The 25510-nt window shown below is 69.4% G+C and carries 25 protein-coding genes and 1 pseudogene; 12 read left to right on the top strand and 14 right to left on the bottom strand.

Features of this window, described 5'->3' with window-relative positions; translation table 11 throughout:
- Positions 1-111: 111 nt before the first annotated feature.
- From AC792_RS14880 to AC792_RS14860, 5 genes are all read right to left on the bottom strand, one after another.
- Positions 112-1617: a tripartite tricarboxylate transporter permease gene (locus AC792_RS14880; RefSeq protein WP_049831273.1), complete on the bottom strand. Its 1506-nt coding sequence runs from the start codon at positions 1615-1617 to the stop codon at positions 112-114.
- The gene (locus AC792_RS14875) at positions 1617-2174 is read right to left on the bottom strand and encodes a tripartite tricarboxylate transporter TctB family protein (protein ID WP_049831272.1); all 558 of its coding nucleotides are present in this window, start codon (positions 2172-2174) and stop codon (positions 1617-1619) included. Before AC792_RS14875 ends, AC792_RS14880 begins: the two co-directional genes overlap by 1 nt.
- The gene (locus tag AC792_RS14870; protein ID WP_049831271.1) at positions 2164-2568 is read right to left on the bottom strand and encodes a universal stress protein; all 405 of its coding nucleotides are present in this window, start codon (positions 2566-2568) and stop codon (positions 2164-2166) included. Before AC792_RS14870 ends, AC792_RS14875 begins: the two co-directional genes overlap by 11 nt.
- Before the next feature lie 44 nt (positions 2569-2612).
- Positions 2613-3629, bottom strand: coding sequence for a Bug family tripartite tricarboxylate transporter substrate binding protein (locus tag AC792_RS14865; protein WP_049831270.1), 1017 nt, complete (start codon positions 3627-3629; stop codon positions 2613-2615).
- Between the two features lie 115 nt (positions 3630-3744).
- A complete protein-coding gene (locus tag AC792_RS14860; protein WP_049831269.1) occupies positions 3745-4443 on the bottom strand; it encodes a GntR family transcriptional regulator in 699 nt (232 codons plus the stop codon).
- A 109-nt stretch (positions 4444-4552) separates the two neighbouring features.
- Between AC792_RS14860 and acnA the strand changes: the two genes are divergently transcribed.
- Together acnA and rraA are read left to right on the top strand one after the other, a co-directional pair.
- Positions 4553-7222, top strand: coding sequence for an aconitate hydratase AcnA (gene acnA / locus AC792_RS14855; protein WP_235436829.1), 2670 nt, complete (start codon positions 4553-4555; stop codon positions 7220-7222).
- An 11-nt stretch (positions 7223-7233) separates the two neighbouring features.
- Positions 7234-7701, top strand: coding sequence for a ribonuclease E activity regulator RraA (gene rraA, locus AC792_RS14850; RefSeq protein ID WP_049831268.1), 468 nt, complete (start codon positions 7234-7236; stop codon positions 7699-7701).
- A 90-nt stretch (positions 7702-7791) separates the two neighbouring features.
- Here rraA and AC792_RS14845 read toward each other — a convergent pair whose 3' ends face one another.
- Positions 7792-8805 carry a family 43 glycosylhydrolase gene (locus AC792_RS14845; RefSeq protein ID WP_235436827.1) on the bottom strand — a complete coding sequence of 338 codons (1014 nt, stop codon included), beginning with the start codon at positions 8803-8805 and terminating at the stop codon, positions 7792-7794.
- 279 nt (positions 8806-9084) lie between these two features.
- On the opposite strand from AC792_RS14845, the gene AC792_RS14840 reads away from it, so the two are divergent.
- Together AC792_RS14840 and AC792_RS14835 are read left to right on the top strand one after the other, a co-directional pair.
- Positions 9085-9468 (top strand): hypothetical protein, encoded by a 384-nt coding sequence (locus tag AC792_RS14840; RefSeq protein WP_049831267.1) that lies wholly within the window; start codon positions 9085-9087, stop codon positions 9466-9468.
- A gap of 196 nt (positions 9469-9664) precedes the next feature.
- Positions 9665-10348, top strand: a complete 684-nt coding sequence (locus tag AC792_RS14835) for a GAF and ANTAR domain-containing protein (RefSeq protein ID WP_049831266.1) — start codon at positions 9665-9667, stop codon at positions 10346-10348.
- Between the two features lie 24 nt (positions 10349-10372).
- Here the strand turns inward: AC792_RS14835 and AC792_RS14830 are convergent, their stop codons facing one another.
- The gene (locus AC792_RS14830) at positions 10373-10717 is read right to left on the bottom strand and encodes a hypothetical protein (RefSeq protein ID WP_049831265.1); all 345 of its coding nucleotides are present in this window, start codon (positions 10715-10717) and stop codon (positions 10373-10375) included.
- 19 nt (positions 10718-10736) lie between these two features.
- Between AC792_RS14830 and AC792_RS14825 the strand changes: the two genes are divergently transcribed.
- The 3 genes from AC792_RS14825 to AC792_RS14815 all read left to right on the top strand — a co-directional run bounded on the left by AC792_RS14825 (position 10737) and on the right by AC792_RS14815 (position 13262).
- Positions 10737-12179, top strand: coding sequence for an MATE family efflux transporter (locus AC792_RS14825; RefSeq protein WP_082177794.1), 1443 nt, complete (start codon positions 10737-10739; stop codon positions 12177-12179).
- 63 nt (positions 12180-12242) lie between these two features.
- Positions 12243-12845 carry a hypothetical protein gene (locus tag AC792_RS14820; protein ID WP_049831263.1) on the top strand — a complete coding sequence of 201 codons (603 nt, stop codon included), beginning with the start codon at positions 12243-12245 and terminating at the stop codon, positions 12843-12845.
- Positions 12846-12890: 45 nt separating this feature from the next.
- On the top strand, positions 12891-13262 hold the full coding sequence (locus AC792_RS14815; RefSeq protein ID WP_235436825.1) for a hypothetical protein: 372 nt from the start codon (positions 12891-12893) through the stop codon (positions 13260-13262).
- Here the strand turns inward: AC792_RS14815 and AC792_RS14810 are convergent.
- Positions 13259-14224 (bottom strand): arsenic resistance protein, encoded by a 966-nt coding sequence (locus tag AC792_RS14810; RefSeq protein ID WP_049831312.1) that lies wholly within the window; start codon positions 14222-14224, stop codon positions 13259-13261. The genes AC792_RS14815 and AC792_RS14810 overlap by 4 nt on opposite strands.
- 135 nt (positions 14225-14359) lie before the next feature.
- Between AC792_RS14810 and ppk2 the strand changes: the two genes are divergently transcribed.
- The gene (gene ppk2 / locus AC792_RS14805) at positions 14360-15295 is read left to right on the top strand and encodes a polyphosphate kinase 2 (RefSeq protein ID WP_049831262.1); all 936 of its coding nucleotides are present in this window, start codon (positions 14360-14362) and stop codon (positions 15293-15295) included.
- Between the two features lie 113 nt (positions 15296-15408).
- On the opposite strand, the gene mmsB is transcribed toward ppk2, so the two are convergent.
- The 6 genes from mmsB to AC792_RS17845 form a co-directional block, all read right to left on the bottom strand.
- Entirely contained in the window at positions 15409-16617 is a 1209-nt protein-coding gene (mmsB, locus tag AC792_RS14800) for a multiple monosaccharide ABC transporter permease (protein ID WP_049831261.1), read from the bottom strand.
- On the bottom strand, positions 16614-18161 hold the full coding sequence (gene mmsA, locus AC792_RS14795) for a multiple monosaccharide ABC transporter ATP-binding protein (protein ID WP_049831260.1): 1548 nt from the start codon (positions 18159-18161) through the stop codon (positions 16614-16616). The genes mmsB and mmsA overlap by 4 nt, the downstream gene beginning before the upstream one ends.
- Positions 18162-18226: 65 nt before the next feature.
- Positions 18227-19345 carry a multiple monosaccharide ABC transporter substrate-binding protein gene (gene chvE, locus AC792_RS14790; RefSeq protein ID WP_049831259.1) on the bottom strand — a complete coding sequence of 373 codons (1119 nt, stop codon included), beginning with the start codon at positions 19343-19345 and terminating at the stop codon, positions 18227-18229.
- Between the two features lie 270 nt (positions 19346-19615).
- A complete protein-coding gene (locus tag AC792_RS14785; RefSeq protein ID WP_082177792.1) occupies positions 19616-21868 on the bottom strand; it encodes a heavy metal translocating P-type ATPase in 2253 nt (750 codons plus the stop codon).
- 1 nt (position 21869) lies between these two features.
- On the bottom strand, positions 21870-22094 hold the full coding sequence (locus AC792_RS14780; protein WP_049831257.1) for a heavy-metal-associated domain-containing protein: 225 nt from the start codon (positions 22092-22094) through the stop codon (positions 21870-21872).
- A 33-nt stretch (positions 22095-22127) separates the two neighbouring features.
- Positions 22128-22460, bottom strand: a complete 333-nt coding sequence (locus AC792_RS17845) for a metal-sensitive transcriptional regulator (protein ID WP_049831256.1) — start codon at positions 22458-22460, stop codon at positions 22128-22130.
- Between the two features lie 136 nt (positions 22461-22596).
- Between AC792_RS17845 and AC792_RS14770 the strand changes: the two genes are divergently transcribed.
- From AC792_RS14770 to AC792_RS17840, 4 genes and pseudogenes are all read left to right on the top strand, one after another.
- A complete protein-coding gene (locus AC792_RS14770) occupies positions 22597-23259 on the top strand; it encodes a DUF305 domain-containing protein (RefSeq protein WP_049831255.1) in 663 nt (220 codons plus the stop codon).
- A 116-nt stretch (positions 23260-23375) separates the two neighbouring features.
- Positions 23376-24029 (top strand): DUF3105 domain-containing protein, encoded by a 654-nt coding sequence (locus tag AC792_RS14765; RefSeq protein ID WP_049831254.1) that lies wholly within the window; start codon positions 23376-23378, stop codon positions 24027-24029.
- A 68-nt stretch (positions 24030-24097) separates the two neighbouring features.
- Complete coding sequence (locus AC792_RS14760; protein ID WP_049831311.1) at positions 24098-25192, top strand: alanine racemase; 1095 nt, start codon at positions 24098-24100, stop codon at positions 25190-25192.
- Between the two features lie 28 nt (positions 25193-25220).
- Positions 25221-25510 (top strand): annotated as a pseudogene (locus tag AC792_RS17840) (hypothetical protein); the annotation flags it as partial.

Here is a 25510-nt window from a genome sequence, read left to right as displayed (position 1 = left end):
GTGTGAGCGGGAACATCCGAGGAGGGCCGCAGGGCCCGGTGTCCTGCCACCCCGGGCCCTCAGGAGGCGGCGGACCGGCCGATCACCGGGACACCGCCTCCCGAGGGTGGATCAGACGTCCTGCATCTGCCGGGCGCGGATCTTCCGCGTGATGCCGTAGACCATCACCAGGGCCAGGATGCCGTAGAGGGTGATGGAGATCCCGCTGGAGATCAGCACGGTGGCGTCCCCGCCGCTGGAGGCGAGGGCGTTGCGCAGACTCGTCTCGGCCAGCGGGCCGAGGACCACGCCGATCATCACGGGTGCCAGGGGGAAGCCGTAGCGGCGCAGCAGGAAACCCACGAAGCCGATCCCGAACACCAGGAGCAGATCGGACACGGCGGCCGAGGTGGCGTAGACGCCCAGGGCGCAGAACACCGAGATCCCCGCGTACAGGTAGGGCTTCGGCACCAGGATCAGCTTGGCCCAGATCGGCGCGAACGGCAGGTTCAGGATGAGCAGCATCACGAGCCCCACGAAGAGGCTCGCCAGCAGCGCCCACACCAGGTCGGGGCTGCGTTCGAACAGCAGCGGCCCGGGCTGCAGGCCGTACTGCTGGAACGCCGCGAGCATGATCGCCGCCGTCGCGGAGGTGGGCAGGCCGAGGGCCAGGAGCGCACCCATCGCCGTACCGGAGGTGGCGTTGCCCGCGGCCTCCGGGGCGGCCACACCGCGGATGGCGCCGCTACCGAACTTCGGGGTCCTGCGCTTGCGGTCCAGGGTGCGTTCCGTGCCGTACGCCATGAAGGTGGGAACCTCGGCCCCGCCCACCGGGATCACACCGAAGGGGACACCGAAGGCGGTTCCCCGGAGCCACGCCGGGAGTGCCTCGCGGAACTCGGCCTTCGAGAGGTACGGGCGGGCCGAGATGGCGATCGAGGTGAGCACGGGGTCGCGGTGGATGCGGGAGGCCACGTGGAACACCTCGCCCAGGGCCAGGATGCCCACGGTGATCACGATGATGCTCACGCCGTCGAACAGTTCCGGGACACCGAGGGTGAAGCGGGCGGCACCGGAGATGCCGTCGATGCCGATGACGGCCAGGGTCAGCCCGATCACCAGGGCGGACAGTCCCTTGGTCACGGAGTCGGAGACCACCGACGCCGTGGCCACGAAGGCGAAGATGGCCAGGGCGAAGTACTCGCCCGGTCCGAAGAGGACTGCCAGCTCGGCCAGGCGCGGGGCGAAGAACACCACGAGGGTGGTGGCGATGATGCCACCGATGAACGCGCCGATGGCCGAGGTGGCCAGGGCCTGGGGCGCGCGGCCGTCCTTGGCCATCCGATGGCCCTCGAAGGTGGTGGCGATCGCGGTGCTGCCACCCGGGGTGTTCATCAGGATGCCCATGGTGGAGTCGCCGAACAACCCGCCGAAGTACACGCCGGCGAACATGATGAACGCGCCCACCGGGTCGAGGCTGAAGGTCACGGGCAGCAGCAGGGCCACCGCCATGGCCGATCCGAGGCCGGGGAGCACCCCGACGGCGGTGCCCAGGAACGCCCCGATGAACACCCAGAGCAGGTTCATGGGGGTGAGGGCCTGCGCGAAACCGCCGAGCAGGAGATCGAGGGAGTCCATCAGAACATTCCTTCCAGGATGCCGGAGGGCAGGGCGAGTCCCAGTCCGGCGGAGAACGCCACCTGGATGAAGGAGGAGAACACGAGGGCCAGCGCGGGGTCGAAGTAGCGTCGGCGACTACCGAGGGCGTAGGAGATCGCCCAGAACATCAGCGCCGCCGAGAGGATCCAGCCCACGGGTTCGAGGAGGAGGCAGAACGCCAGGAAGGCGACGAGAACCATGCTGAGGGACTTCCAGTCACTGTGCGTCCTGTACCGGGGGGCGGACCCGGCCGGGGCGGCAGCGGGAGCGCTCGCCGGCTCGGGATGCCGGAAGGTCTGCACGGCGAGGAGCGCGGCCAGCACGAAGGAGGCGATGGCGATCAGCACGGGGAAGAACTGCGGGCCCGGGGGCCGGGCACCCGGGGGGACGTCCATCGTGACGACACCGATGGTGAGGTAGGCCCCCACCCCGGCGACGAGGAGGGCCAGGACCAGCTCGCTCCGCCCGGCGAAGAAACCGCGCGGGGGCTCCTGGCGTGCGGCGTCGGGCGCGTGCTGCGTGGTGTCAGAACTCATCGTGCGCGGCCTTCACGGCGATCACGGGGACGCGTGCGCCGAGCAGGATGCGCTGGGCGTTCGAGCCGAGGAGGAACTTGCCCACACGCGAGCGGCTGCGGAGGCCGATCACGATCGTGGTGGCATCGAGGGCCTGCGCGGCGTCCAGCAGCTCGTCCGGGGCGTCGTCGCTGCGGTCACTGCGTGCCAGCCAGCGGTGATCCACACCGCTCTGCCGGACGCGTGCCACGGCGGGGGAGTCCGCATGTGGTGTGTAGACGCGGTCGGCGTCGGACGTCTTCTCGTCGAGGTCGAAGACGATCAGCTCCACGCCGTCCTTCAGGGCGAGCCCCACGGCATGGTCCAGGGCTGCTTCGCCCTCGGGTGTGTGGGCGTAGCCCGCGAAAATGCTCATGATGGTGTTCCTCGGCTTGCTGGGTGAGTGGGAAGGGTGGGTGATCAGTAGCCGAGTTCGGCCCAGATGCCGTTGACGAACTCGGTCTCCGCCTCGAGGCTCCGGCTGAACTCGTCCCCGACCAGGAACGTGTCCGTCCACTGGTTGCGTTCGACGGCGCTCTGCCACTCCGGCGTCTCGACGGCCTCGGAGACGATCGTCTCCAGTTCCGTCCGCTGCTCGTCAGTGATGCCCGGAGGCGCGACGATGCCCCGCCAGTTGGTGAGGGAGACGTCGTACCCCAGCTCCACCAGGGTGGGGAGATCGATGCTCTCCACCGGTTCCGGAGCCGAGACGGCGAGGGCACGCAACGAGCCGGACTCGACCTGCGGGGCGAAGTCGGTGTTGCCGCTGACCGAGGCCTTGATGGTCCCCGAGAGCAGTGACGTGGCCAGTTCGGCACCGCCCGAGTAGGCGATGTAGTTCACGTCGCTCGGGCTGATCCCGCTCTCGCGTGCCAGCTGGCTGATGATCATCTGGTCCACGCTCCCGAGGGATCCACCACCGAAGGCGAAGGTCGCCGGGTTCGCCGTCCAGGCCTCGATGAGGTCCTCCATGTCCTGGATGGGGGAGTCCGCGGGGACGACGACGACGTCGTAGTCGTCCGCGAGACGCGCGATCGGCGTGACGTCCTGGAGGGTCGAGTCGGAGCTGTTGATGGCGATGGCACCGAGCATGGTGATGCCCGTGACCATCATCGTGGATGCCTCGCCCTCCATCCCGGCGACCTGACTCAGGCCGATCGTGCCACCTGCACCCGGGATGTTGACCACCTGCGGGTTGTTCACGATCCCGGAGGAGCGCATGGAGGTCTGGAGTTCCCTCGCCGCGGTGTCCCATCCGCCGCCTGCCCCTGCGGGGGCGATCAGGTTGAGCCTGGCCCGGGCGTCGTTACCGGTACCACTGGTCGCCGCGTCGGTGACCGCGGCACCCACGACGGTCGCCCCGACGAGGATTCCGAGGATGGCGAGGACGCCGGCCCGGCCGGTACGGTGGACGGTGGTTCGTGGAGCATGTGCCAATGTGGTGGATCCCCTACGGCGTCGGAAGGTGAAGCCGTCTCCCGGTGGAGCCGGGAAGCAGCAAGGGACTATAAGTTATAACCGAAGTCCTGTGATGTCCAGCACGTTACGACCCTCATGCACCACGTGTCGCCCGGTCCGGCGTCGATCCGTCCTCCAGCGCCGTGATCGCATGGCGTCCGAAACTGTGCCTGACGTGCAGTCGCATGGCGTCGTGTGCCCTCGCGGAGTCGCCCGCCGTCACCGCCGCGAGGATCTCCTCGTGCTCCCCCTCGATCCTGGTGCTGTCGTCGGGGGAGTCGGCTCTCGCCCGCAGGCCGATCAGGCGGTACCGGTCGGACTTGTCCCACAGGTGCTCGAGGATGTCCACGAGGATCGCATTGCCCGAGGCGCGGTACACCGCCCGGTGGAACTCGCGGTGCGCCATCAGGGCATCCAGGGTGGTGGTGCTCCGCAGCGGGGTCAGCTGACGCAGCGCCTGCCCCATCAGCTCCAGCTGCTCCTCCGTCCGGCGCTCGGCGGCGAGTCCGGCTGCCAGCGGATCGACGCTCTCCCTCACCTCGTGGAGGTGCTTGGCCTCGTGGGCCGAGACGGCGCTCACCCGTGCATCCCGATGAGCCTCGAGCAGGATCATGCCCTCCGCCGCGAGGCGGCGGATGGCCTCACGCAACGGTGTGGTGCTCACGCCCAGCTCCTGGGCCAGTCGGGCCTGGCTGATCACCGAGCCGGGTTCCAGTTCTCCCGTGAGGATGCGGGAACGTACTTCGGCGTAGGCGTAGTCGTTCTTCGTGAAGATCCCTGTCGTCAACGACATCGCCCCTGCTCCTACGTCCGATGGTGTGTACCCCTCGGTATTGTAGCCAGGACTTACAGGTTATAACCTATAACTCAGTCATATGCCGTTCTGTAATGGAGGAGGACCAGTGGGAGAGCCCGGACCGAGTTCCGCGCACACCGTGCTGCATCGGCCGGGGGCCGATCTCCGGGTGACCGATCTCGCCGCCCTGGCCGGTGGTGACCTGCAGCGCATGCCGGTCGTCCTGCGTCTGCTGCTCGAGAACATCGGCCGGACGATGCGGGGGAGCGAGCGGGAGCAGGCGCTGTCCGCGCTGCGGGGCTGGGTGGGGAGACGCAGCAGCGCGGCGGAGATCGACGTCCTGCCTGGAAGGGTCCTGATGCACGACACGACGAGTACGCCGGCCCTGGTGGACATCGCGGCGATGCGCGACGCGGTCGCGGAGGCCGGCGGTGATCCGGGAGTCCTCAGTCCCCTGCTCCCGGTGCAGATCTCGGTGGACCACTCCCTCGCGGTCGAGGAGTTCGGGCGCGCCGATGCCCCGGGACGCAACCTCCATCACGAGATCCGGCGCAACAGGGAGAGGTACCGGTTCCTGAAGTGGGCCGCCGCATCGATGGACGGTGTGCACATCAATCCCCCCGGCACGGGCATCATGCACACCATCAATCTCGAGCAGCTCGCGACCGTCGTGACCACCGAGGAGCGCGACGGTGTGCTCTGGGCGGTCCCGGACGTCATGATCGGCACCGACAGCCACACGCCCATGATCAACGGGCTCGGCGTCCTCGGCTGGGGCGTCGGCGGGCTGGAGGCACAGACGGTCATGTTCGGCATGCCCACCACCATGCGGATCCCCGACGTCGTCGGCGTCCGGCTCACCGGCTCCCTGCCGGCCGGGGTGCTCGCCACGGACCTGGCCCTGGCCGTCACCCATGAGCTGCGCGCCATGGGCGTCGCGGGGGAGTTCGTCGAGTTCCACGGGCCTGGCGTGAGCACCCTCACCGTCGGGCAGCGTGCCGTCGTCGCGAACATGGCCCCCGAGTACGGGGCGACGACCGGCTACTTCCCGATCGACGACCACACCCTCGCCTACCTACGATCCACCGGACGCGATGCCGCCCACGTCGATCTCGTCGAGGCCTACGCCAGGCAGATGGGCCTCTGGTTCGATCCTGCCGCGACCCCGGCCTACACGCGCACCCTCGAGATCGATCTGGCCGGGCTCACCACGTTCGCCGCCGGCCCCCGCCGTCCCCAGGACCTCCTGCCCCTCGGCCAGGTCCCGCACGCCCTCGCACAGGAACCGGCTCCCCGGCTCGCGACCGGGTCCGCGCTCCCGGACTTCCCCGTGGCCATCGCCTCGATCACCAGCTGCACCAACACCTCCGACCCCGCCCTGCTCGTCGCCGCAGGTCTGCTCGCCCGCAGGGCACGTGAGCTCGGGCTCGTCGTCCCCGACTGGGTGAAAACCTCCCTGGCCCCCGGTTCGCCCGCCGCCGCCAGCTACCTGTCACGTGCGGGTCTCGTCGAGGACCTCTCCTTCGTCGGGTTCGACATCGTGGGCTTCGGATGTGCCACCTGCATCGGCAACTCCGGGCCGCTGACCCGCACCATGGACGACGCCCTCACCGGCGGGTACGCCGCACCCGTCGCCGTCCTCTCCGGCAACAGGAACTTCCCCGGCCGGGTCCACCCCGACCTCGACCTCGGATTCCTGCTGTCCCCACCCATGGTCATCGCCTACGCCCTCGCCGGAGATGCCCGGCGCGACCTCACCACCGAGCCCGTCCAGGTGACGGCCGGCGGTGTCCCGGTCCACCTGGATGACCTGTGGCCCGATGCCGCCGACGTCGAACGGGTCCTCGCCTCGGCGACCGATCCGGCCGACTATGCACGGGATTTCCGCGCCGCCACCCAGAACAAGCTGTGGGCGGAGATCGAGGCGCCCACGAGCGACCTCTACCCCTGGGAGGAGACCTCCACGATCCTGCGCCGGCCCCCGTTCGCTGCCCCGTCGCAGGGGAGCCTGCTGGGCAGCTACCGTGCGCACCCGCTGCTGGTCCTCGGCGACGACATCACCACCGACCACATCTCCCCGGCCGGCGCCATACCGGCTGACAGCGCCGTGGCCGATCACCTCGTCGAACGGGGGGAGCAGCGCGATGACCTCAACGTCTTCGCCTCCCGCAGGGGCAACTGGGAGGTCATGGTCCGCGGGGCCTTCCACAACAGGTCCCTTCACAACTACCTCGCCCCCGACGCCCCCACCGCACACACCGTGCACGCGGGCACCGGGAGGATCCTTCCGATCTGGAAGGCGGCGCAGCAGTACGCGGCGGCAGCGGACTCCGTCGTCATCATCGCCGGCGACCGCTACGGCATGGGGTCCTCCCGCGACTGGGCGGCCAAGGCCCAGCGGCTCCTCGGTGTCCGTGCGGTCCTCGCCACCGGGTTCGAGCGGATCCACCGGTCCAATCTCATCGGGATGGGCATCCTTCCCCTGGTCATCTCCCACGAGGACTACGCCGTCCTGCGGAACATCGCCCCCGGCGACCAGCTGGGCATCGACGCCGAGCCCTCCGCCCTCACCCCGCGATCGACCATCACCGTCGATCTGCGGACACCCCATGGGACGGCCGGCACGTTCAGCGCGCAGGCCGCGATCGACACCGATCTCGAGGTCCGGCTCCTGCGGGACGGCGGCGTCATCCCCACGATCCTCAACCGCGTGCTACCCGACCGGCCCGACCTGTCTTCGAGACTCCCAGCAGCACCTCCATCCCCCTTCACGTGACGAGGACCCAGATGACCATCCACACGGCAGACATCTACGACCAGTACGGGGAGACCCTCCAATCCGTCAGCACGCCCTTCGAATCCCTCGGAGGCGAGCATCACTTCCACGGGCCCGTCCGGACCGTCCGCTGCTTCGAGGACAACACCGTCCTCAAGCACCTCATCACCATGCCGGGGGACGGAGCCGTCATCGTCGTCGACGGAGGGGGATCGCTCGCGTGCGAGCTCATGGGCGGCATGATGGCCCGCACCGCGGCGGAGAACAACTGGACCGGCGTCATCGTGAACGGTGCCGTTCGTGACCGCCACGAACTCGCCACCACCCCGCTCGGCATCAAGGCCCTCGGCAGCAACCCCCGGAAGAGCAGCAAGAACGGGTCGGGGGAACAGGACGTCGAGGTGGTCTTCGGAGGCGTCACCTTCCGCCCCGGCGCGATCGTCTACTGCGACGACGACGGCATACTCGTCCGGGACTGACAGTAGGCCGAGAAGGGTGATCCCCGCCGTCCGCCGTGGCGCTCGTCCCGGGCGAGTGCTGCGGCGCCGGGGGAGCGGGCGATCGAGCCCTCAGGCGTCGTCCACCGGGACGAGCTCGCCGTCGACGACGTGGAACCAGGCGGCCCGGATGTGGGTACGCCGGTGGGCGATGGACGGTCCCACGGTGTCGAGCTCCGATCCGGACCACTCCGGGTGGGTGAAGTGGACCACCGCGGCACGGGACCCCTGCACCACGACGTCGGCGTGCCGGGCGACCACGGGATGCCCGCCGAACGTCTCGGGGGCGGTGAGGACGAGACCCTCGTCGCGGCCCTGACGCGCCCACCCACCGGTGCCGTCCGCCGATCTGTGCACCGCCAGCCCGCGCCACTCGTCGGTGATCATCCAGTACCAGCACCCCAGCCGGAACACCTTCGGGCCCTCGTGGGCGCGGCCGTCGATCACGAGTCCTTCGAGGCGCCAGCTCCCGGGCAGCCACGGGGTGGCCGAGGTGGCTGCGAAGGTGCGGGAACCGCGCGTCTCGTCCTTGAACCACAACCGGTACAGGCCGTCCTCGCAGCGGGCCACGGCGGCGTCGATCACGCGTTCGGAACCGAGGTCCAGGTAGGCCTGGAACTCCCAGGAGGAGAGGTCGTCGCTCCTGTACTGGGCGATGACCGCCCGCCCGGTCCACTCCTCGTGGTGACCGCCCAGGAGCGTGAGGAACATGTACCAGCGGTCCCCGATCCGCACGACGTCGGGAGCCCACCGGGTGATCGGGTGCTCCAGTCCCGGGGCGTCCAGGTCAGCGGTACCGGCGTAGGACCACGTCTCGCCGCCGTCATGTGATCCGGCCACCCCGATCTCCGAACCGTGGACCCACTCGACACCGCCGAGGTCCTCCTCGGAGGCCCTGCGCTGGGTGTAGAACATGAGCCACCGCCCGTTCTCCCGGTCCTGGACCAGCACGGGATCCGTGGCGCCGTCGAACCGGGGGTCGCGGTACGGCTCGGTGAGCAGCTGATCGGAGAGGGCGGGTTCCCGGCCGGGCCCGGTGCTGTGCATGATTCGTTCCTCCGCGTCGTAGATGGTCCCCTGCATCATCTCCCATCGCGATCCCGTCCTGCCCGATGGTGGGGACAGGAGTACCGTACTGGTCGCTCACCTAGCACATGCCGGCAGTGGCCACCACTTCACCCGTTCTCGTAGCGGGCACGGTACGGCGGGACGGCGGGTGTCAGAATGGATCGGACCGAGGCCCCCGGAACCTGGTGGCGCCGTCCGACGTCCATGAAGCCGGCCGTCGGAGGGGGCCCCCCATGCTGCTCCGGAGCAGGAGCTCCGGCCCGGCTGCGCACGTACGTCGTCCGAAGGGTCCACCCGATGCAGAGCCTCCACACCCGCACGGCCATGGGGCACGCCGAGCTGTCCATCGCCTCCGTCTGGGACCACTTCGTGAACATGGGCGGGATCGTGGGCGAGATGGAGGTGGAGGCCTACCTCCACGGCCTCATGGTCCTGTCGATGCAGGAGCGCGACTGCGTGGCGCAGGCCGTCAACGAGCTGCTCGACGACCGGGCGATGACGGGAAGCGCGCCGTGCTGCCGTGCACCCTACAGCTACAGTGCGTCGTTCGACGCGCACGGCCGGACCTCCCCGGCGTCCGGTGCCCCGGGCGGGAGGCAGCCGGGGCGCCGCGAGTCGTCCCCGATCGCCCGCCCGGACGATCCGGTCCCCCTCCGACCACGCTCCCACCGGACCCGGTAGCCGGCCCGCCGCCTCCTGCCGGTGGGCGGACCGGGTGCAGGATTGGGTAGTATCACTGTGGTCGTTTAGCAGCAGGCGACCCATCACCTTCCCCCCGCCCCCGCATCGCGCGTGACGGCGGGTCGAGTCAAAGGTTTGCCGGTTGGTTGATCGTGGGAAAGACGGGGGTCCCGCGGCCCCTCGCCTGTTGCAGGACATGGTGCTCGAGAGCGAGGACGTCGAGGAGTTCCTGACCAAGCTGGTCACCATGGCAGGGCACAGCCTGTCCAGCGGCGACGACGAAGTACTGTGCGGGGTCACCCTCGTCAGGGCGCGCACCAAGGTGACCATGGCGAGCAACAGCCCCACCGCCCAGCGCATGGACGAACTGCAGTACGAGTACAACGACGGCCCGTGCCTCCGCGCCGCCCGGGAGGACGCCGTCTACCACGTCCGGGACTTCGCCGCCGAGGAGCGGTTCGTCGAGTACAGCAACGCCATCAGCGGACAGGGCATCCGATCCGCCCTCGGGGTACCGATCCCCCTCGAGGGTGACGCCGCCGCGGCCCTCAACTTCTACTCCCCGAACGTCGACGCCTTCAGCGACGAGTTGATCTCCGAGGCGGAGAAGGTCGCGGAGGAGGTGTCCGCCTCCCTCCGTCTGGCCGTCCGGATCGCGAAGCTGACGGAATCGCGCGCGGACATGCGCGCCGCCATGGAGAGCAGAACCACGATCGACCTGGCCGTGGGCGTGATCATGGGACAGAACAGGTGCTCTCAGGAGGCTGCGATGACCATCCTGAAGACGGCGTCCAGCGCCAGGAACGTGAAGCTGCGCGACGTCGCGGCGTCCGTGCTGCAGTCACTGGGTCAGGGACCCACGACCACGCACTTCGAATGAGTGGCCCGCCACGACGGCACCGGACTACTCAGGATCCCGCGTGCTCCTGCGCAGCGGGTGCTCACGCCAGGTCTCGGACTGCGAGGACGCCGGCCCGTACCCGGGCCGCAGGAGCGGTTCGTCCGGATCGTCCTCGGGGTGGGTACGCGGCGTCCCGTTGCGGTGCGCCAGCCAGTACCCGCGCCCGATGATGGCGACGGCGGCGAGGATGATCAGCAGGCCGATCACCAGGAGGAACGGCGACCGGTCGGGGACCGGGGCGCCGGTCGAGGCCGAATGCGCGAAATCGGCGACTGCCTGCGGCACGAAGAGCGTGCTGAGGAACAGCAGGGCCAATCCGGTGAGGTAGTGCTTGACGTGGAGTTTCATGGCTTCCCTGGCTGGGCGGATGATCCTTCCCCAGGTTAAACCCTGGTGCCGTCGCGCCTACTCTGGTCAGGTGTCCGAGACCCTGCCCACCAATCGTCAGCTGAGCCGGAGTATCCTCCGGCTCGCCGTCCCGGCACTGGGTGCTCTCATCGCCGAACCACTCTTCCTGCTGGCAGACTCGGCGATCGTGGGGCACCTCGGCGTCGACGAGCTCGCCGGGGTGGGCCTCGCGAGCACGGTGTTGCAGACCGCCGTCGGGCTCATGATCTTCCTCGCCTACTCCACCACCCCCGCCGTGGCCCGCCTGCTCGGCGCAGGGCGGCTGCCAGATGCGCTCGCCGCGGGGCGCGACGGCGTGGGCCTCGCCGTCGTGCTCGGGGTCCTGCTGTCCGTCGCGGGGTGGATCGGTGCGCCCACCGTGGCCTCGCTGCTCGGTGCCGAGGGCGCCGTGCACGCCTTCGCCGTCGACTACCTGCGGTGGTCCATGCCCGGCCTCACCGCGATGCTGGTGGTGCTGGCCGCCACCGGCGTGCTGCGCGGGCTGCAGGACACGAGGACGCCGCTGATCGTGGCCGGCGCGGGATTCGGGGCCAACATCGTGCTCAACTACGTGCTGGTGTACGGGGCGGGGATGTCCGTGGCCGGTGCGGCGCTCGGCACGAGTCTCGCCCAGTGGGGCATGGCCGCGGTGTACGTGGTGATGATCGTGCGCGCCTCGCGCCGGGAGCGGGTTCCGCTCCTGCCGACCCTCCGGGGTGTCCGCGCCACGGCCCGGGTGGGGTCGTGGCTCATGCTCCGCACCCTGTCCCTGCGGGTGGCGATCCTGGCCACGGTGGTCGTGGCGACGGCGCAGGGGCCCCTGAACCTGGCGTCCCACCAGCTGGTCATGACGGTGTTCTCCTTCCTCGCCTTCGCGCTCGACGCCCTGGCCATCGCCGCGCAGGCCCTGATCGGGAAGGAACTCGGCTCCGGGAACAAGAACCTCGCACATGCGCTGACCCGGCGCATGATCGGCTGGGGTGTGGGTTTCGGTGTCCTCACGGGTGCCTGCCTTGCTGCCGTGGCCCCCTTCATCGGCTGGATCTTCACCACCGATCCCGCCGTGCAGGCCGCGTTCGCCGCGGGGCTCTGGGTACTGGCCGCCTCCCAGCCGGTCGCCGGGCTCGTCTTCGTGCTCGACGGCGTCCTCATCGGCGCGGGCGATGCCCGCTACCTGGCGATCGCCGGCCTGGTGACCCTGGTGGTGTACCTGCCGCTGCTCCATCTGGTCCGGGTCGCAGGGCTGACGGGGAACAGCGGGATCGTCTGGCTGTGGCTCGCCTTCGGCGTGGGGTACATGCTGGCCCGGGCGGCGACACTGGGCTGGCGGGGCCGGGGCGATCGCTGGGTGGGCACGGGCGCCACCCGGGGGGGGGGAACGGGGCGTCGGGGCCGGCCGGCGGGCAACGGCGGTGCGGGGTGAAGGACTAAACTGAGGACGCCGGTCACCACCCGGAACCCGCACCCCACTCCCGGAAGGTCCTCGATGGCCGACGCATCGCCCGCCCAGGGTGCCCGCCCCGCCGCCGAGTTCTCGGTGTGGCGGCCGTTCCTCGCGCGTGCGGTGATCAGCGGCGTGTTCGGGCTGGTGACCATCTTCTGGCGTGAGCCGACCACCGCCGTGCTGGCCGTGGCGGGAGGTCTGTACCTCCTGTTCCTCGGCGCCGCGCATCTCTGGACCCACCGCGTGGTGCGCATGCGTCCCGGTGCGCTGCAGTTCGTGGGCGGGACGTTCCTCGGCATCGCCGGCGTGGCCACCCTGATCCTGGTCGAGGACGGCGTGTTCGCCTACGCGGGCGCCGCAGCCCTCGTGGTGGCAGGGTGCGCCGACCTGGTGCGGGGTCTGGCGGTGCGGGGGCATGCCGCGGCACGGGATCTCGTCACCGCGGGTGTGGTCACGGCGGCGACCGGCGTGCTCCTGCCCTTCTTCGAACGGCTGGGCGCGCACGCGCTGCTGGGCGTGACCGGCGGGGGGGCGCTGATCACCGCCGTCCTGCTCGGTATCGCCGCCCTCAGCCTCCGACACGATTCAGCGCTCAGCGCACCGGTATCCCCCGGTGCCGCTCAGCGGGAGAACCCCGTAAACTAGCACCTCTACGCCCTGTAGAAGACACGTACCACCGGAAGGAGCCCCGTGGCCAGGAGTCAACCCGGGAAGCCCAGGCAGGGACGGTTGCGTCACGGTATCAAGGCACCACTCGTATTCTCCGCAGTGCTCGCCGTGGTGGCCGGGGTGGCCACCTCGATCTTCGCCACCGGCGGTGGGAGCCAGGTCCTGCGCGTGGACCTCGGTCTGACCGCCGCGGGTATCGCGTTCATCGTCTCCCTGGTCATCCTCGCGATGCTCATGATGGCGGAGACACCCAACGCCGAACACCTCAGCAGGGGGTCGGGGGTCAACCGGTCCTCGGCCAGACCGGACCGCCCTGCTCCGACCGAACCGACCGACGGGCACGACGACGAGGAACCCCGCTACGGCGAGCGCTCCCCCAGGCAGGACACCTAGGACCTCCGCCGGGCGGGTGGTGCGAGGGCTCGGAGGATCCTCGGGAGCACAGGGACCAGGGTGATCATGCCGAGGAGTTCCACGAGCGTCTGCGTCACCACCACCAGGGGCACCAGGGCCAGAGGTTCGGGTAGTGCCAGGGCCAGCGGGAGGACCACGAGGGAGTTCCTGGTGGCGCCGCTGAACACCACGGCGGTGGTGCTCCCGGCATCCAGGCGTGCGATGCGCGCGGCGAGCAGTCCCACGGGGACCATGACGAGCAGGAACGCCACGTACACCGGCACCACCGCGAGCAGTGAGCCCAGCTCGATCCCCACACCCACGATCTGGGATCCCACCACCACGGCGAGGGTGAGCATCATCAGCGGGACCATGAGGTCCTGCATCAGCGAGGTGAGCTGTCGTCCAGCCGGTGCGCGGCGGGCCCATCGCTGGGTCAGGGCCGCCGCCGTGAGCGGCAGGATGATCAGCACCACGAGGGCCTCGACGAACGGCCCGGGTTCCACCGCCGAGACGAGACCGGGGCCGATCAGCACCAGCAGGTAGAGCGGCAGCAACAGCATCTGGGTGAGCATCAGCAGGGGTGCCGCGGCCAGGAGGCGGTCGCTCGAACCACCGGCGAGCCCGGAGAACACGATGACGTAGTCGATGCACGGTGTGAGCAGGACCATCGCGACCCCGACCAGCAGGGCCCGGTCGTGGGCGACGAAGCGGGAGAGGCCGAGGACGACGGCGGGTACCACCAGGAAGTTCAGCACCATCACCGTGCTCATGAACCTCGCATCGCGGAGGGCCTGCCCGATCCTCGAGAACGGGACGCCGAGGAAGGTGGCGAACAGCAGCAGCCCCAGGACCGGGGTGATCGCGCTCCCCAGCGGTCCGCCGGCCGCCGGGATCCACCACCCGATCAGGCCGCCGACGAGGATCGCGCCGAGGTACAGGAGGACCTGGTGCCGCTCCATGCCCTCGACCACCCGCTGTCCTCCCACGCTGCAAGCCTAAGCGTGCGTCGGGAGTATTCCCGGTCCGACCCCGGCCGGTCACCGGGCGCTGTTAGACTGCCGCCGACCGTGCGGTCCGAGGGAGAGCAGAGGGTGATGGTGGACGCGAGCAGCGCCTGGGACTCCGACGACCAGGGGTGGGTGCGGGACAATCTCCGTGAGGCGATCGACCACCTGGTGAGCGAGGGGTACACGATCCGCGGGGGCGAGGGCCAGGATCCGGAGCTGGTGGACCCCGGGGGATCCGCCGTGGAGACGTGGCGGGAGGACTACCCCTACGCGGAGCGGGTCACCCGGCAGGCGTACGAGCTGGAGAAGTACCTGCTGCAGATCGAGCTGCTGAAGTTCCAGTACTGGGCGCAGGACAACGACCTGCGGCACGTGATCGTGTTCGAGGGCCGGGACGCCGCCGGCAAGGGCGGCACGATCAAGCGGTTCACCGAGCACCTCAACCCCCGTGCCGCTCGCGCGGTGGCGCTGGGCAAGCCCTCCGACCGTGAGCAGGGGCAGTGGTACTTCCAGCGCTACGTGCAGCACCTGCCCACCACGGGGGAGATCGTCATGTTCGACCGCTCCTGGTACAACCGGGCCAATGTGGAGAAGGTGATGGGGTTCTGCACGCAGGAGGAGTACGAGACCTTCATGCGGCAGGCACCGGACTTCGAGAAGATGCTCGTGGAATCGGGGATCCACCTCACCAAGTTCTGGTTCTCCGTGACGCGTCGTGAGCAGCGGACCCGCTTCGCGATCCGGCAGATCGACCCGGTGCGCCGGTGGAAGCTCTCCCCGATGGACCTCGCGTCCCTCGACCGCTGGGACGACTACACGGAGGCCAAGGAGGCGATGTTCCTCCGGACGGACACCGACCACGCACCCTGGATCACCGTGCGGTCCAACGACAAGAAGCGCGCGCGCATCAATGCCATGCGGTTCTTCCTCGACCAGTTCGACTACGAGGGCAAGGACACCTCGGTGATCCACGCCGTCGATCCGCTGATCGTGCGCCGTGGGCGCGACGCCGTGGGGGACTGACGCCGGGCTCCCTCGCACTGCGCGGGAGCCGATCTTCCTGGCCGGGACGTCCATGATGCCGCGGACGTCCCGGCCTCTGGTACCGCTGGCGTGACGAGGTGCTCCTCCCGCTGTCAGCGGCCTCCCCGACGCTTGCTGTAGACGTCGAAGGCCACGGCCAGCAGGAGCACGAGTCCCTTGATGACCTGTTGCCAGGCCGCGTCCACCGAGAGGATGGACAACCCCTGGTTGAGGACACCCATCACGAGGCCACCGATCACCGCACCGACCACGGTGCCCACACCACCCTGGACCGCTGCGCCACCGATGAAGACGGCGGCGATGGCATCGAGTTCGAAGCTCTGCCCGGCCGAGGCCACAGCACTGCCCGCGCGGGCGGTACTGACGACTCCGGCGAGACCGGCGAGGAACCCCATGTTCACGAAGATGAAGAAGTTCACCCACTTCGTCTTCACACCGGACATCATCGCCGCATAGAGGTTCCCTCCCATGGCGTACACGTGGCGACCGAAGACCGTCCGCGAGAGCAGGAACGAGTAGAGCAGGACGAGCGTCGCGAGGATGACGAGGATGATCGGCGTACCGCGGTTGTAGGCGAGCAGGTAGCACAGGTACATGATGGCGACGACGGCGATGACGATCTTCAGGACGAAGGACACCGTGCGCTCACGGGGAAGATTCAGGCGGCGCAGGTCGGTGCGTCCCTTGAGCTGTTGGACCACCAGGGCCAGGGACGCCAGGGCCCCGATACCCAAGGTGATGAGATCAGGTGTACCGGTGGCGGGAAGCGTGCCGGAACCGATGGAGTTGAAGGCCCGCGGCAGACCGCTGATCGTCCCCCCGGTCAGCAGCACGAGCGCCACACCGCGGAAGACGAGCATGCCGGCCAACGTCACGATGAATGCCGGTATGCCCACGAAGGCGACCCAGAACCCCTGCCAAGCCCCGATCAGTGCCCCTACGAGGAGCGACAGTGCGACGGCGGCACCCCAGGGAAGCCCCCAATTGTTCATCGACAGCGCGGCGACCGCTCCGACGGTGGCGACGATCGATCCCACCGACAGGTCGATGTGGCCCGCGATGATCACGATCACCATCCCGATGGCAAGGATGAGGACGTAGGCATTCTGCTGGATGAGGTTGCTCACGTTGCCGGGGTACAGCAGGCGGCCGCCGGTGAGGACCTGGAACAGCAGGATGATGACGGCCAGGGCGGCGAGGATGCCGTACTGGCGCATGTCGACCCGGCGTCGCTTCTTCCGTGCGGGTTCCGGCCGTGGCGGCACGGGGCTGGTGGCTTGCTGTGGGGTGGCGGTGGTCATGAGGCCTGAACTCCTGTGTTCCGGGCGGCGGTCATGTGGCGCATGAGTTCCTCCTGGCTGGCATGGGCGCGATCCAGCTCGCCGGTGAGCTTGCCTTCCGCGATGGTGTAGATGCGGTCCGAGAGCCCGATCAGTTCGGGCAGCTCGCTCGAGATGACGATCACGGCCTTGCCCTGGGCTGCCATCTCGTTGATGATCCCGTAGATCTCGTACTTGGCACCCACGTCGATGCCCCGCGTCGGCTCATCGAGGATCAGCACGTCCGGCCCCGAGTAGATCCACTTGCTGAGCACGACCTTCTGCTGGTTCCCGCCGGACAGGGTGCCCACCACGGACGAGACACTCGGCGTCTTGATGTTCATCTGCTTGCGGTAGTCGTCGGCGACTGCGTACTCCCTGTTGCGGTCGATGATCCCGAGCCGCGCGAGTCTCCCGAGAGCGGCCGCCGAGACGTTGACGGTGATGCTGCCGATCAGGTTCAAGCCGTAGCGCTTGCGGTCCTCCGTGACGTAGGCGATCCCGCTCCGGATCGCCTCACCGACGGTCCGTGTCTGGATCTCCTTGCCGTCCTTGTAGACCCGTCCGGAGATCCCGCTCCCGTAGGAACGTCCGAAGATGCTCATCGCCAGTTCCGTCCGACCCGCTCCCATGAGTCCGGCGAAGCCGACGATCTCGCCTGCGCGGACGGAGAAGGATGCACGATCGACGACGACACGGTCGACGTCGATCGGGTGGTGGACGGTCCAGTCCTCGACCCGGAACTTCTCCTCGCCGATGTCAGGTTCCCGCGGTGGGAACTGGTGGTCGAGGGGCCGCCCCACCATGGCGCGGATGATGCGTGTCTCGATGTCGTCACTGTCCGTGACCCGGAAGGACTCGATGGTCCGCCCGTCGCGGATCACGGTGACCGTGTCTGCGATGGCGCGGATCTCCTTGAGCTTGTGGGAGATGATGATCGACGTGATGCCCTGGGTGCGCAGCTGCTCGATCAGTCCCAGCAGGTGCGCTGAGTCGTCGTCGTTCAGGGCTGCCGTCGGCTCGTCGAGGATGAGGAGCTTGACATCCTTCGACAGCGCCTTCGCGATCTCGACGAGCTGCTGCTTGCCCACGCCCAGTTCGAGGACCTTCGTCGCCGGGTTCTCCTGCAGTCCCACGCGTGTGAGGAGCTCGGTGGCCAGGAGATTCGTCCTGTTCCAGTCGATCACCCCGCCGCGCTGGACCTCATTGCCCAGGAAGATGTTCTCGGCAATGGACAGGTACGGGCTGAGCGCCAGTTCCTGGTGGATGATGACCACGCCGTCGCGCTCGCTGTCATTGATCGAGCCGTAGGCGACGGGCTTCCCGTCGAGCGTGATCGTCCCGTCGAAGCTGCCGTGCGGGTAGACACCGCTGAGCACCTTCATCAGAGTGGACTTGCCTGCCCCGTTCTCGCCGCAGATGGCGTGTACCTCGCCGCGCTCCACGCCTACGGAGACGCCGTCGAGCGCCCTGATGCCGTTGAACTCCTTGACGATCTCGTCCATCCGGAGGATGACGTCACTCATGCTGTTCTCGCTTCGCTGGAGGGGAGGAACGGGGTGCGGCCCTGGCCGTACCCCGTTCCGGGAGGTCAGAGACCGACGTCTGCCGCCTTGACGAAGCCGGACTCCACAAGGGTCGACTCGACGTCGTCCTTCGTCACCACCACGGGATCAAGGAGGTACGAGGGGACGACCTTGGTGCCGTTGTCGTACGTCTCGGTGTCGTTGACCTCGACCTCGTCACCCGCGACGATCGACGTGATCATCGACTCGACCTGACTGCCCAGTTCACGGGTGTCCTTCCAGACGGTCATCGACTGCTGGTCCGCCAGGATGGCCTTGACATTGGCGACGTCAGCATCCTGCCCGGTGATGATGGGCCAGTCGCTACCCGGTTCGTAGCCCGCGGCGTCGAGGGATGCCTCGATGCCGAGCGCGAGGCTGTCGTTGGGCGAGAGCACGACATCGACCTTGTCGCCGCCGGTGTAGAAGGACTGCAGGCGGTTGTCCATCTCGGCCTGGGCGTCGTCGGAGCCCCAGCCGAGGATGCCGATGGCCTTCCAACCGTCGTTGTCCGTGGGTGACTTGCCGGAGGGGACGACCAGCTTGCCGGACTCGACGTAGGGCAGCAGGACGTCCCAGGCCCCGGCGAAGAAGAACGCGGCATTGTTGTCGTCCGGGCTGCCGGCGAAGGGCTCGAGATTGAAGGGACCCTCACCGTCGGCGAGTCCGAGCTGCTCCTCGATGAACTGGCCCTGGAGCTGGCCCACCTTGTAGTTGTCGAAGGTGGCGTAGTAGTCCACGGCCTCGGTGCCGTTGATCAGGCGGTCGTAGGCGATGATCTGGACGTCCTGCGACGCGGCGTCCTCGAGTGCGGGGCCGAGGGTCTGGCCGTCGATGGCTGCGACGACGAGGATCTTCGCCCCACCGGCCACCTGGTTCTGGATCTGGCTGATCTGCTGGTCGGTCTTGTTGTCCGCGTACTGCAGGTCGACGGTGCAGTCGGCTGCTTCGAGCTTCTCCTTCAGCCCCTCACCGTCGTTGATCCAGCGTTCGAGGCTTCGTGTGGGCATGGAGATCCCCACGTTGCAGGTGGCGGCCTCTCCCTCGGCAGCGGGGCTGCTCGATCCTGCAGGAGCGCAGGCGGACAGTCCGGCGACGAGGCCGGCGGCGAGGAGGACGGCCGGGAGTTTCTTGGTCATGGTCATGGGTTGAACCTTTGAGAAGGATCCGACCGATGGGTGGAGCCGTGGCATGGTGCCGGCAGGAGCGGCGAGATGCGTATGGTTCGCCTTGTGGCTGGATCGAGCTGATACAGACTCTGTAGCACCCGGCCGATGTCACCATCGACAATATGTAGGCGAAGACAACTTATCCATCACACAAGCAATCATCAAGCATCGGGAAAATCGTTATATATCCGAGATGTCCTGCCTGACATCGACGGAGAAAGATCCTTTGGAGCAGTGCTGAGCTCCCTACGCCCCGAAGTTCCGCAGGCGCAGGGAGTTCAGCACCACGAGCACCGAACTGGCTGCCATGGCACCACCGGCGAGCATCGGGTTCAGCAGCCCGAGCGCGGCCACGGGGATGCCCACGGCGTTGTAGAGGAAGGCCCAGAACAGGTTCGCCCTGATGGTGCCGAGGGTGCGGCGGGAGAGCTCGATCGCCCGGGCCACCTGCTCCAGGCTGTTGCCCATCACCGTGAGGTCCGCCGCCTCGATGGCCACGTCGGTGCCGGAACCCATCGCGATGCCGAGATCGGCCCGGGCGAGTGCCGCGGCGTCGTTCACGCCGTCGCCCGCCATGGCCACCGTGGACCCGGCGTCCTGCAGTGCGCGGATCACCTCCACCTTGCCCTCGGGGCTCACCCCCGCATGCACGTCCTGGGCGTCGATGCCGACGGCGGCGGCCACCTGCCGTGCCACCGCGGCGTTGTCCCCGGTCAGCAGGACGGGCCGCAGCCCGAGCCCGCGCAGGCGCCCGATCGCCTCCCGGGAGTCGTCCTTCAGCGTGTCGGCGAGGGTGATGACGCCGGCCACCGCATCGTCGAGGGCCACCCACACCGCCGTCCGGCCGCTGTTCTCGGCGGCGTCGAAGGCGTCCGCCTGGTCGGAAGTGGGACGGATGCCGTGCTGCTCCAGCCACCCGGTCCGGCCGGCGGTCACCACGGCGCCGTCCACCCGTGCCCGGACGCCGCCGCCCGGTGCGCTGGTGAAGTCCGCTGCGGTGGGGATCCTGCCGTCGCGGACCGCACGGCGGGTGACGGCCTGGGCGATCGGGTGCTCGCTCGCCGCCTCGACCGCACCCGCAAGGCGCAGCACCTCGGCCGCGGAGGTGCCGGAGAGCGGCACGACGTCGTCCACGGCCATGACGCCCGTGGTGACGGTCCCGGTCTTGTCCAGCACGATCGTGTCCACGGTCCGGGTGTCCTCGAGGACCTGGGGTCCGCGGATGAGGATGCCGAGCTGTGCGCCGCGGCCCGTGCCGGTGAGCAGGGCCGTGGGCGTGGCCAGGCCCAGGGCGCAGGGGCACGCGATCACCAGGACCGTGACGGAGGCGGTGAAGGCGGCGTCGAGATCCCCGCTCAGCAGCATCCAGAGGAGGAAGGTGACCACCGCGATCCCGAGGACCACCGGCACGAACACGGCGCTGATGCGGTCCGCGAGGCGGGCGATCCGCGCCTTCCCGCTCTGCGCGTCACTGACCAGTCGGCCCATCGAGGAGAGCACGGTGTCCGAGCCCACCCGCGTGGCACGCACCACGAGCCGGCCCGAGGTGTTGATCGTGGCGCCGGTGACGGCGTCGCCGACGCCCACCTCCACGGGGACGCTCTCACCGGTGAGCAGCGCGGTGTCCACCGCGCTGTGCCCGTCCACCACCACGCCGTCGGTGGCGATCTTCTCCCCGGGACGCACCAGGAACTCGTCGCCGGGGATCAGGGTGCCCACCGGGAGGGTGACCTCCGTGCGCTCGCCGTCCACGGTGCGCAGCACGCGTGCCTCCTTGGCGCCGAGGCCGAGGAGCGAGGTCAGGGCGTTACCCGCCCGCTGCTTGGCGGACGCCTCGAGGGAACGGCCGAGCAGGAGGAAGGTGACCACCACGGCGGCCACCTCGAAGTAGAGCGAGTGCTCGGTCATGGACATGCCCACGTGCTGGGTCATGGACGGATCCGCGAGGAGCTGCCAGGCGGAGAAGAGGAACGCGGCGCTCACGCCGATCGAGACGAGCGTGTCCATGGTGGAGGAGAGATGACGCGCGTTGAGGGCGGCGGCGCGGTGGAACGGCCACGCGGACCAGGTGACCACCGGGAGGGAGAGCACCAGCACCACCCAGCCCCAGCCGGGGAACTGGAGCGCGGGCACCATCGAGATCAGCAGCACCGGGAGGGACAGGACGGCGGCGACGTCCAGCCGTGCAGCGAGCCGGGGTGCCGCACCGGCGTCGTCCGCGGGGGCGTCCTCCGGGTGCACCACGGAGGCGCCGTAACCGGTCCGCACCACGGTGTCCACCAGGTCGGCGTCGCTGACGGAGGCCGGGACGCGCACCACGGCGCGCTCCAGCGGCAGATTCACGCTGGCCTCGACCCCGGGAAGCTTGCCGAGCTTGCGCTCCACCCGGCCCACGCAGGAGGCGCAGGTCATGCCCTGGATGGAGAGCTCCACCACGCGCTGCTCCTGCATCGATAAGTCCTGCGCCCGTGGCTGCTCGGTGGTGCGCCCGGCGGTCATCTCAGCCGTCGATCCGCTGGACGGAGTACCCGGCCTCGTCCACGGCCGCCTCGAGGGCCGCTGCGTCCAGGGGCCCGGAGGAGGACACCGTGGCGACGGACTCGCCGCCGTTCACGAGCTCGACGTCGACGCCTTCCACTCCGGGGAGCTCGGAGACCTCGCTCGTCACCGCGCGGACGCAGTGCTCGCAGGTCATGCCGGTGATCGTGATCGTGGTGGTGTTCATGGTTCTTCTCCTCGGTGGCTGAACTCGGTGTGTCTAGCGGAGCAGGCGGCCGATCGCCGCCGTCGCCTCCTGGACCTTCTCCTGCACGGCGTCGGTGCTCCCGGTGACCTGCGACTCGCGGGCGGCGCCCACCACGCAGTGCGAGATGTGCTCCTCGAGCAGGCCCATGGAGACCGCGTGCAGTGCCTTGTTGACGGCGGCCACCTGGGTGAGGACGTCGATGCAGTACTTGTCCTCCTCCACCATCCGCGCGATCCCGCGCACCTGGCCCTCGATACGCCTCAGGCGCTTCAGGTAGGCATCCTTGTCCGCGGTGTACCCGGGCGCTGCCGCAGCGCTTCCCGGATCGTCCGCCGTCGTCGTCACTGTCGTCCTCGCATGTGTCCAAGGTACCCCTGGGGGGTATGCAGGACAAGTCGGCGGCGCGGTGTCCGCTCCTAGGGAACATCCAGCGCTCTGCCGTAGCATCACCCACTGGTACATCACCGATCCAAGGACATCCATGACACTCTCGCTGCCGCTCTGGCAGAGGCGGATCCTCCTGATCCTCGCCGGGATCGCCGTCGTCGCCCTCTTCGCGCTCGCGTTCACCGCAGGCCGGGTCTCCGCCGGTCCGGACCACCCGAACACCACCAGTGCCGACGCCGGGTTCGCCCGCGACATGCAGGTGCACCACCACCAGGCCGTCGAGATGTCCCTGATCGTCCGGGACAAGGTCGACGACGAGGTCCTCCGCACCGTGGCCTACGACATCGCGACCACGCAGCAGGGCCAGGCCGGCCAGATGTACGCGTGGCTCGAGGAGTGGAACCTCCCGCAGAGCACCTCCCAGCCCCGGATGGAATGGATGGCGGGAGCCTCGGGGGGCCACGCGGGCATGGGGATGGACATGGGCTCGGCCGGGGAGTCGATGCTGCTACCGGACGGTCGCATGCCGGGGATGGCCTCGAACGAACAGCTCGACGAGTTGCGCGCCGCGACCGGGGACGACGCCGCGCGGTTGTTCCTGGAGCTCATGATCACCCACCACCGGGCCGGTGTGCAGATGGCCGCGGCAGGTGCCGAGCTCGCGGAGACCGATCAGGTACGGGATCTGGCGGAGAAGATACAGGTGGGTCAGCAGTCGGAGATCAACCTGATGGAGGGCCTGCTGGCAGACCTGTAGCCACGTCCGCGGTGAGGCGCCTGCACGGGGTCCCGCCGCCGCCCCGGTAGATTTGTCCGTGGAAACACCCCGTTCGCGACGCACGCCGCCGTCGTCCCAGCACCGAAGGACACCCCTTGAACAAGAAGAGGTCTCAGGAGAACCAGGACCGCCAGGCGCGACTGGCCGCCGTCCAAGCCCAGCAGCGCGCGGGTGAGCGTAAACGCAACGCCGCCATCTTCGGCGGGATCGGTGCGGTCATCGTCGCGGTCATCGTCGCGGTGGTCCTCGTGATCGTGTCCCAGGTGAACGAGAACCGCGGGCGCGACGAAGCGGCGGCACAGGACATCGAGGGTGTGCAGGAGTACCCGGACGTGACCTTCGAGCACGTCGCCGGACCCGTGGAGTACGAGCAGTCACCGCCGGTGGGAGGCAATCACAACTCGATCTGGACCAACTGCGGTGTGTACACGGAGCCGGTCCCCAACGAGAACTCGGTGCACTCCATGGAGCACGGGGCCGTCTGGATCACGTACGACCCGGAGATCGGACAGGATCAGATCGACACCCTCACCGAGCTCGTGGGAACCCGCTCCTACGTGCTGCTCAGCCCCTACCCCGCCCTCGACGTCCCCGTGGCCGCCAGTGCCTGGGGCCTGCAGCTGAAGGTCGACTCCGCGGACGACCCCCGGCTCCAGACCTTCCTCGACAAGTACGTGCGGGGCGAGCAGACCCGCGAGCCGGGCGCTGCGTGCTCGGGTGGCCTCACCCCTCCGGGGCTGGCCTCCTAGGGTCCGTGTCCGCGTCCGGTGGGTCCGGTGCGTCCGGGGCGGACGCCTCTCGAGGAGTGTCCGTGAAGATGACCGTTCCCACGGCCGTCGCCACCCCTGCGGTGGTGATCGACGCCATGGTCCTCGAACGCAACATCGCCTCCATGGCGCAGTCCGTCCGTGAGCGCGGGCTCGCCCTCAGGCCGCACGCCAAGACGCACAAGATCCCGGAGATCGCCCGCCTGCAGGTGGAGGCCGGCGCCACGGGGATCACCGTGGCCACCATCGGGGAGGCGGAGGTGTTCGCCGACGCGGGGATCGACGACGTCTTCATCGCCTACCCGCTGTGGGTGGACGCTCCCGCGGCAGCGCGTCTCCTGGCGCTGGCGGACCGCATCCGGATCTCGGTGGGCGTGGACTCCGCGGACGGTGCACGGCAGCTGGCCTCGAACCTCGGAGCCGGCGTCCGGCGGATACCGGTACGTGTGGAACTGGACAGCGGCCACCACCGCAGCGGCGTGCTCCCCGACGGCGCCGTCGCGGCGGCGAGTGCCGCGCGGTCCGCGGGCCTGACGGTCGCGGGGGTGTTCACCTTCCCGGGTCACAGCTACGGCCCGGGTGCCGCCGCCCCGGCCGTGGCCGACGAGCAGGATGCCCTGTCCGCGGCCGTCACATCCCTGCAGGACGCCGGTTTCACGAGCCTCGACGTCAGCGGTGGGTCCACCCCGTCCGCGCACCTCACCGCAGGGGGCGCCGTCACCGAGCTCCGGCCCGGCGTCTACGTGTTCGGTGACGCGCAGCAGTGGGAACTGGGGCACTGCCGGCCCCAAGACATCGCGCTGACCGTGCTGACCACGGTGGTCAGTCTCCGGCCCGGTGCGGACGGTGCGCCGGACCGGTTCGTCGTCGACGCCGGCAGCAAGGTGCTCGGCAGCGACCGCGCGGCGTGGGCCACCGGGCACGGGCGGCTGCTCGGGAATCCGCCCCACCGCGTGGCGTTGTCCGAGCCCCACCCCCCCGTCGGGGTGCCGCACGGTGAGGCCCCCCCGCCCCTCGGCTCCCGCCTGCGCGCGGTACCCAACCGCGTCTGCCTGACCGTCAACCGCGCGGACGAGGTGCTCGTGGTCCGGAACGGTGCCGTCGAGGCCGTCTGGACGGTGGCGGCGAGGGGCCGGAACAGCTGACAATGGACGCGACGAGGGGAGCGCGGCCATGATCGGACCGAGAACCAGGGGGCTGTGGGCGGGGGTCCTGCTGACCCTCGCGCTGGCGGGGTGCGGCGGGGGGGACCCCGCAGGGGGCCCCGGCCCCCCCCCCGGGGGGGAAGGGGGCGACGCCCCCGGGGGCCCGACCCCGCAGGGGGGGGCCGCGCTCTCGGCGGGGAACGACCCCGCGGACAAGGGGGGCGGCGCCCCGCGGGGGGGCGGCCTGGCCCCCGCCGGCGCCGTGGGGGAGACCCGCGTCCCATCCCGGGCTGGGGGGCTGGGGTCGTTCGTCCTCTC

The sequence above is a fragment of the Arthrobacter sp. RIT-PI-e genome (assembly GCF_001187915.1).
Lineage (GTDB): Bacteria > Actinomycetota > Actinomycetes > Actinomycetales > Micrococcaceae > Arthrobacter_D.
This window is presented reverse-complemented; position numbering and strand designations above follow the sequence as displayed.

Excerpts from the sequence above, each read along its gene's own strand:
- AC792_RS14770 (WP_049831255.1), top strand. The coding sequence starts at position 22,597 with ATGACACTCTCGCTGCCGCTCTGGCAGAGGCGGATCCTCCTGATCCTC.
- AC792_RS14810 (WP_049831312.1), bottom strand. The coding sequence starts at position 14,224 with ATGGAGCGGCACCAGGTCCTCCTGTACCTCGGCGCGATCCTCGTCGGC.
- AC792_RS14880 (WP_049831273.1), bottom strand. The coding sequence starts at position 1,617 with ATGGACTCCCTCGATCTCCTGCTCGGCGGTTTCGCGCAGGCCCTCACC.
- AC792_RS14785 (WP_082177792.1), bottom strand. The coding sequence starts at position 21,868 with ATGACCGCCGGGCGCACCACCGAGCAGCCACGGGCGCAGGACTTATCG.
- mmsB (WP_049831261.1), bottom strand. The coding sequence starts at position 16,617 with ATGACCACCGCCACCCCACAGCAAGCCACCAGCCCCGTGCCGCCACGG.
- chvE (WP_049831259.1), bottom strand. The coding sequence starts at position 19,345 with ATGACCATGACCAAGAAACTCCCGGCCGTCCTCCTCGCCGCCGGCCTC.
- AC792_RS14860 (WP_049831269.1), bottom strand. The coding sequence starts at position 4,443 with ATGTCGTTGACGACAGGGATCTTCACGAAGAACGACTACGCCTACGCC.
- AC792_RS14830 (WP_049831265.1), bottom strand. The coding sequence starts at position 10,717 with ATGAAACTCCACGTCAAGCACTACCTCACCGGATTGGCCCTGCTGTTC.
- AC792_RS14825 (WP_082177794.1), top strand. The coding sequence starts at position 10,737 with ATGATCCTTCCCCAGGTTAAACCCTGGTGCCGTCGCGCCTACTCTGGT.
- mmsA (WP_049831260.1), bottom strand. The coding sequence starts at position 18,161 with ATGAGTGACGTCATCCTCCGGATGGACGAGATCGTCAAGGAGTTCAAC.
- AC792_RS14845 (WP_235436827.1), bottom strand. The coding sequence starts at position 8,805 with ATGATGCAGGGGACCATCTACGACGCGGAGGAACGAATCATGCACAGC.
- AC792_RS14870 (WP_049831271.1), bottom strand. The coding sequence starts at position 2,568 with ATGAGCATTTTCGCGGGCTACGCCCACACACCCGAGGGCGAAGCAGCC.
- AC792_RS14840 (WP_049831267.1), top strand. The coding sequence starts at position 9,085 with ATGCAGAGCCTCCACACCCGCACGGCCATGGGGCACGCCGAGCTGTCC.
- AC792_RS14760 (WP_049831311.1), top strand. The coding sequence starts at position 24,098 with ATGACCGTTCCCACGGCCGTCGCCACCCCTGCGGTGGTGATCGACGCC.
- AC792_RS14835 (WP_049831266.1), top strand. The coding sequence starts at position 9,665 with ATGGTGCTCGAGAGCGAGGACGTCGAGGAGTTCCTGACCAAGCTGGTC.
- ppk2 (WP_049831262.1), top strand. The coding sequence starts at position 14,360 with ATGGTGGACGCGAGCAGCGCCTGGGACTCCGACGACCAGGGGTGGGTG.
- AC792_RS14820 (WP_049831263.1), top strand. The coding sequence starts at position 12,243 with ATGGCCGACGCATCGCCCGCCCAGGGTGCCCGCCCCGCCGCCGAGTTC.
- rraA (WP_049831268.1), top strand. The coding sequence starts at position 7,234 with ATGACCATCCACACGGCAGACATCTACGACCAGTACGGGGAGACCCTC.
- AC792_RS14780 (WP_049831257.1), bottom strand. The coding sequence starts at position 22,094 with ATGAACACCACCACGATCACGATCACCGGCATGACCTGCGAGCACTGC.
- AC792_RS14875 (WP_049831272.1), bottom strand. The coding sequence starts at position 2,174 with ATGAGTTCTGACACCACGCAGCACGCGCCCGACGCCGCACGCCAGGAG.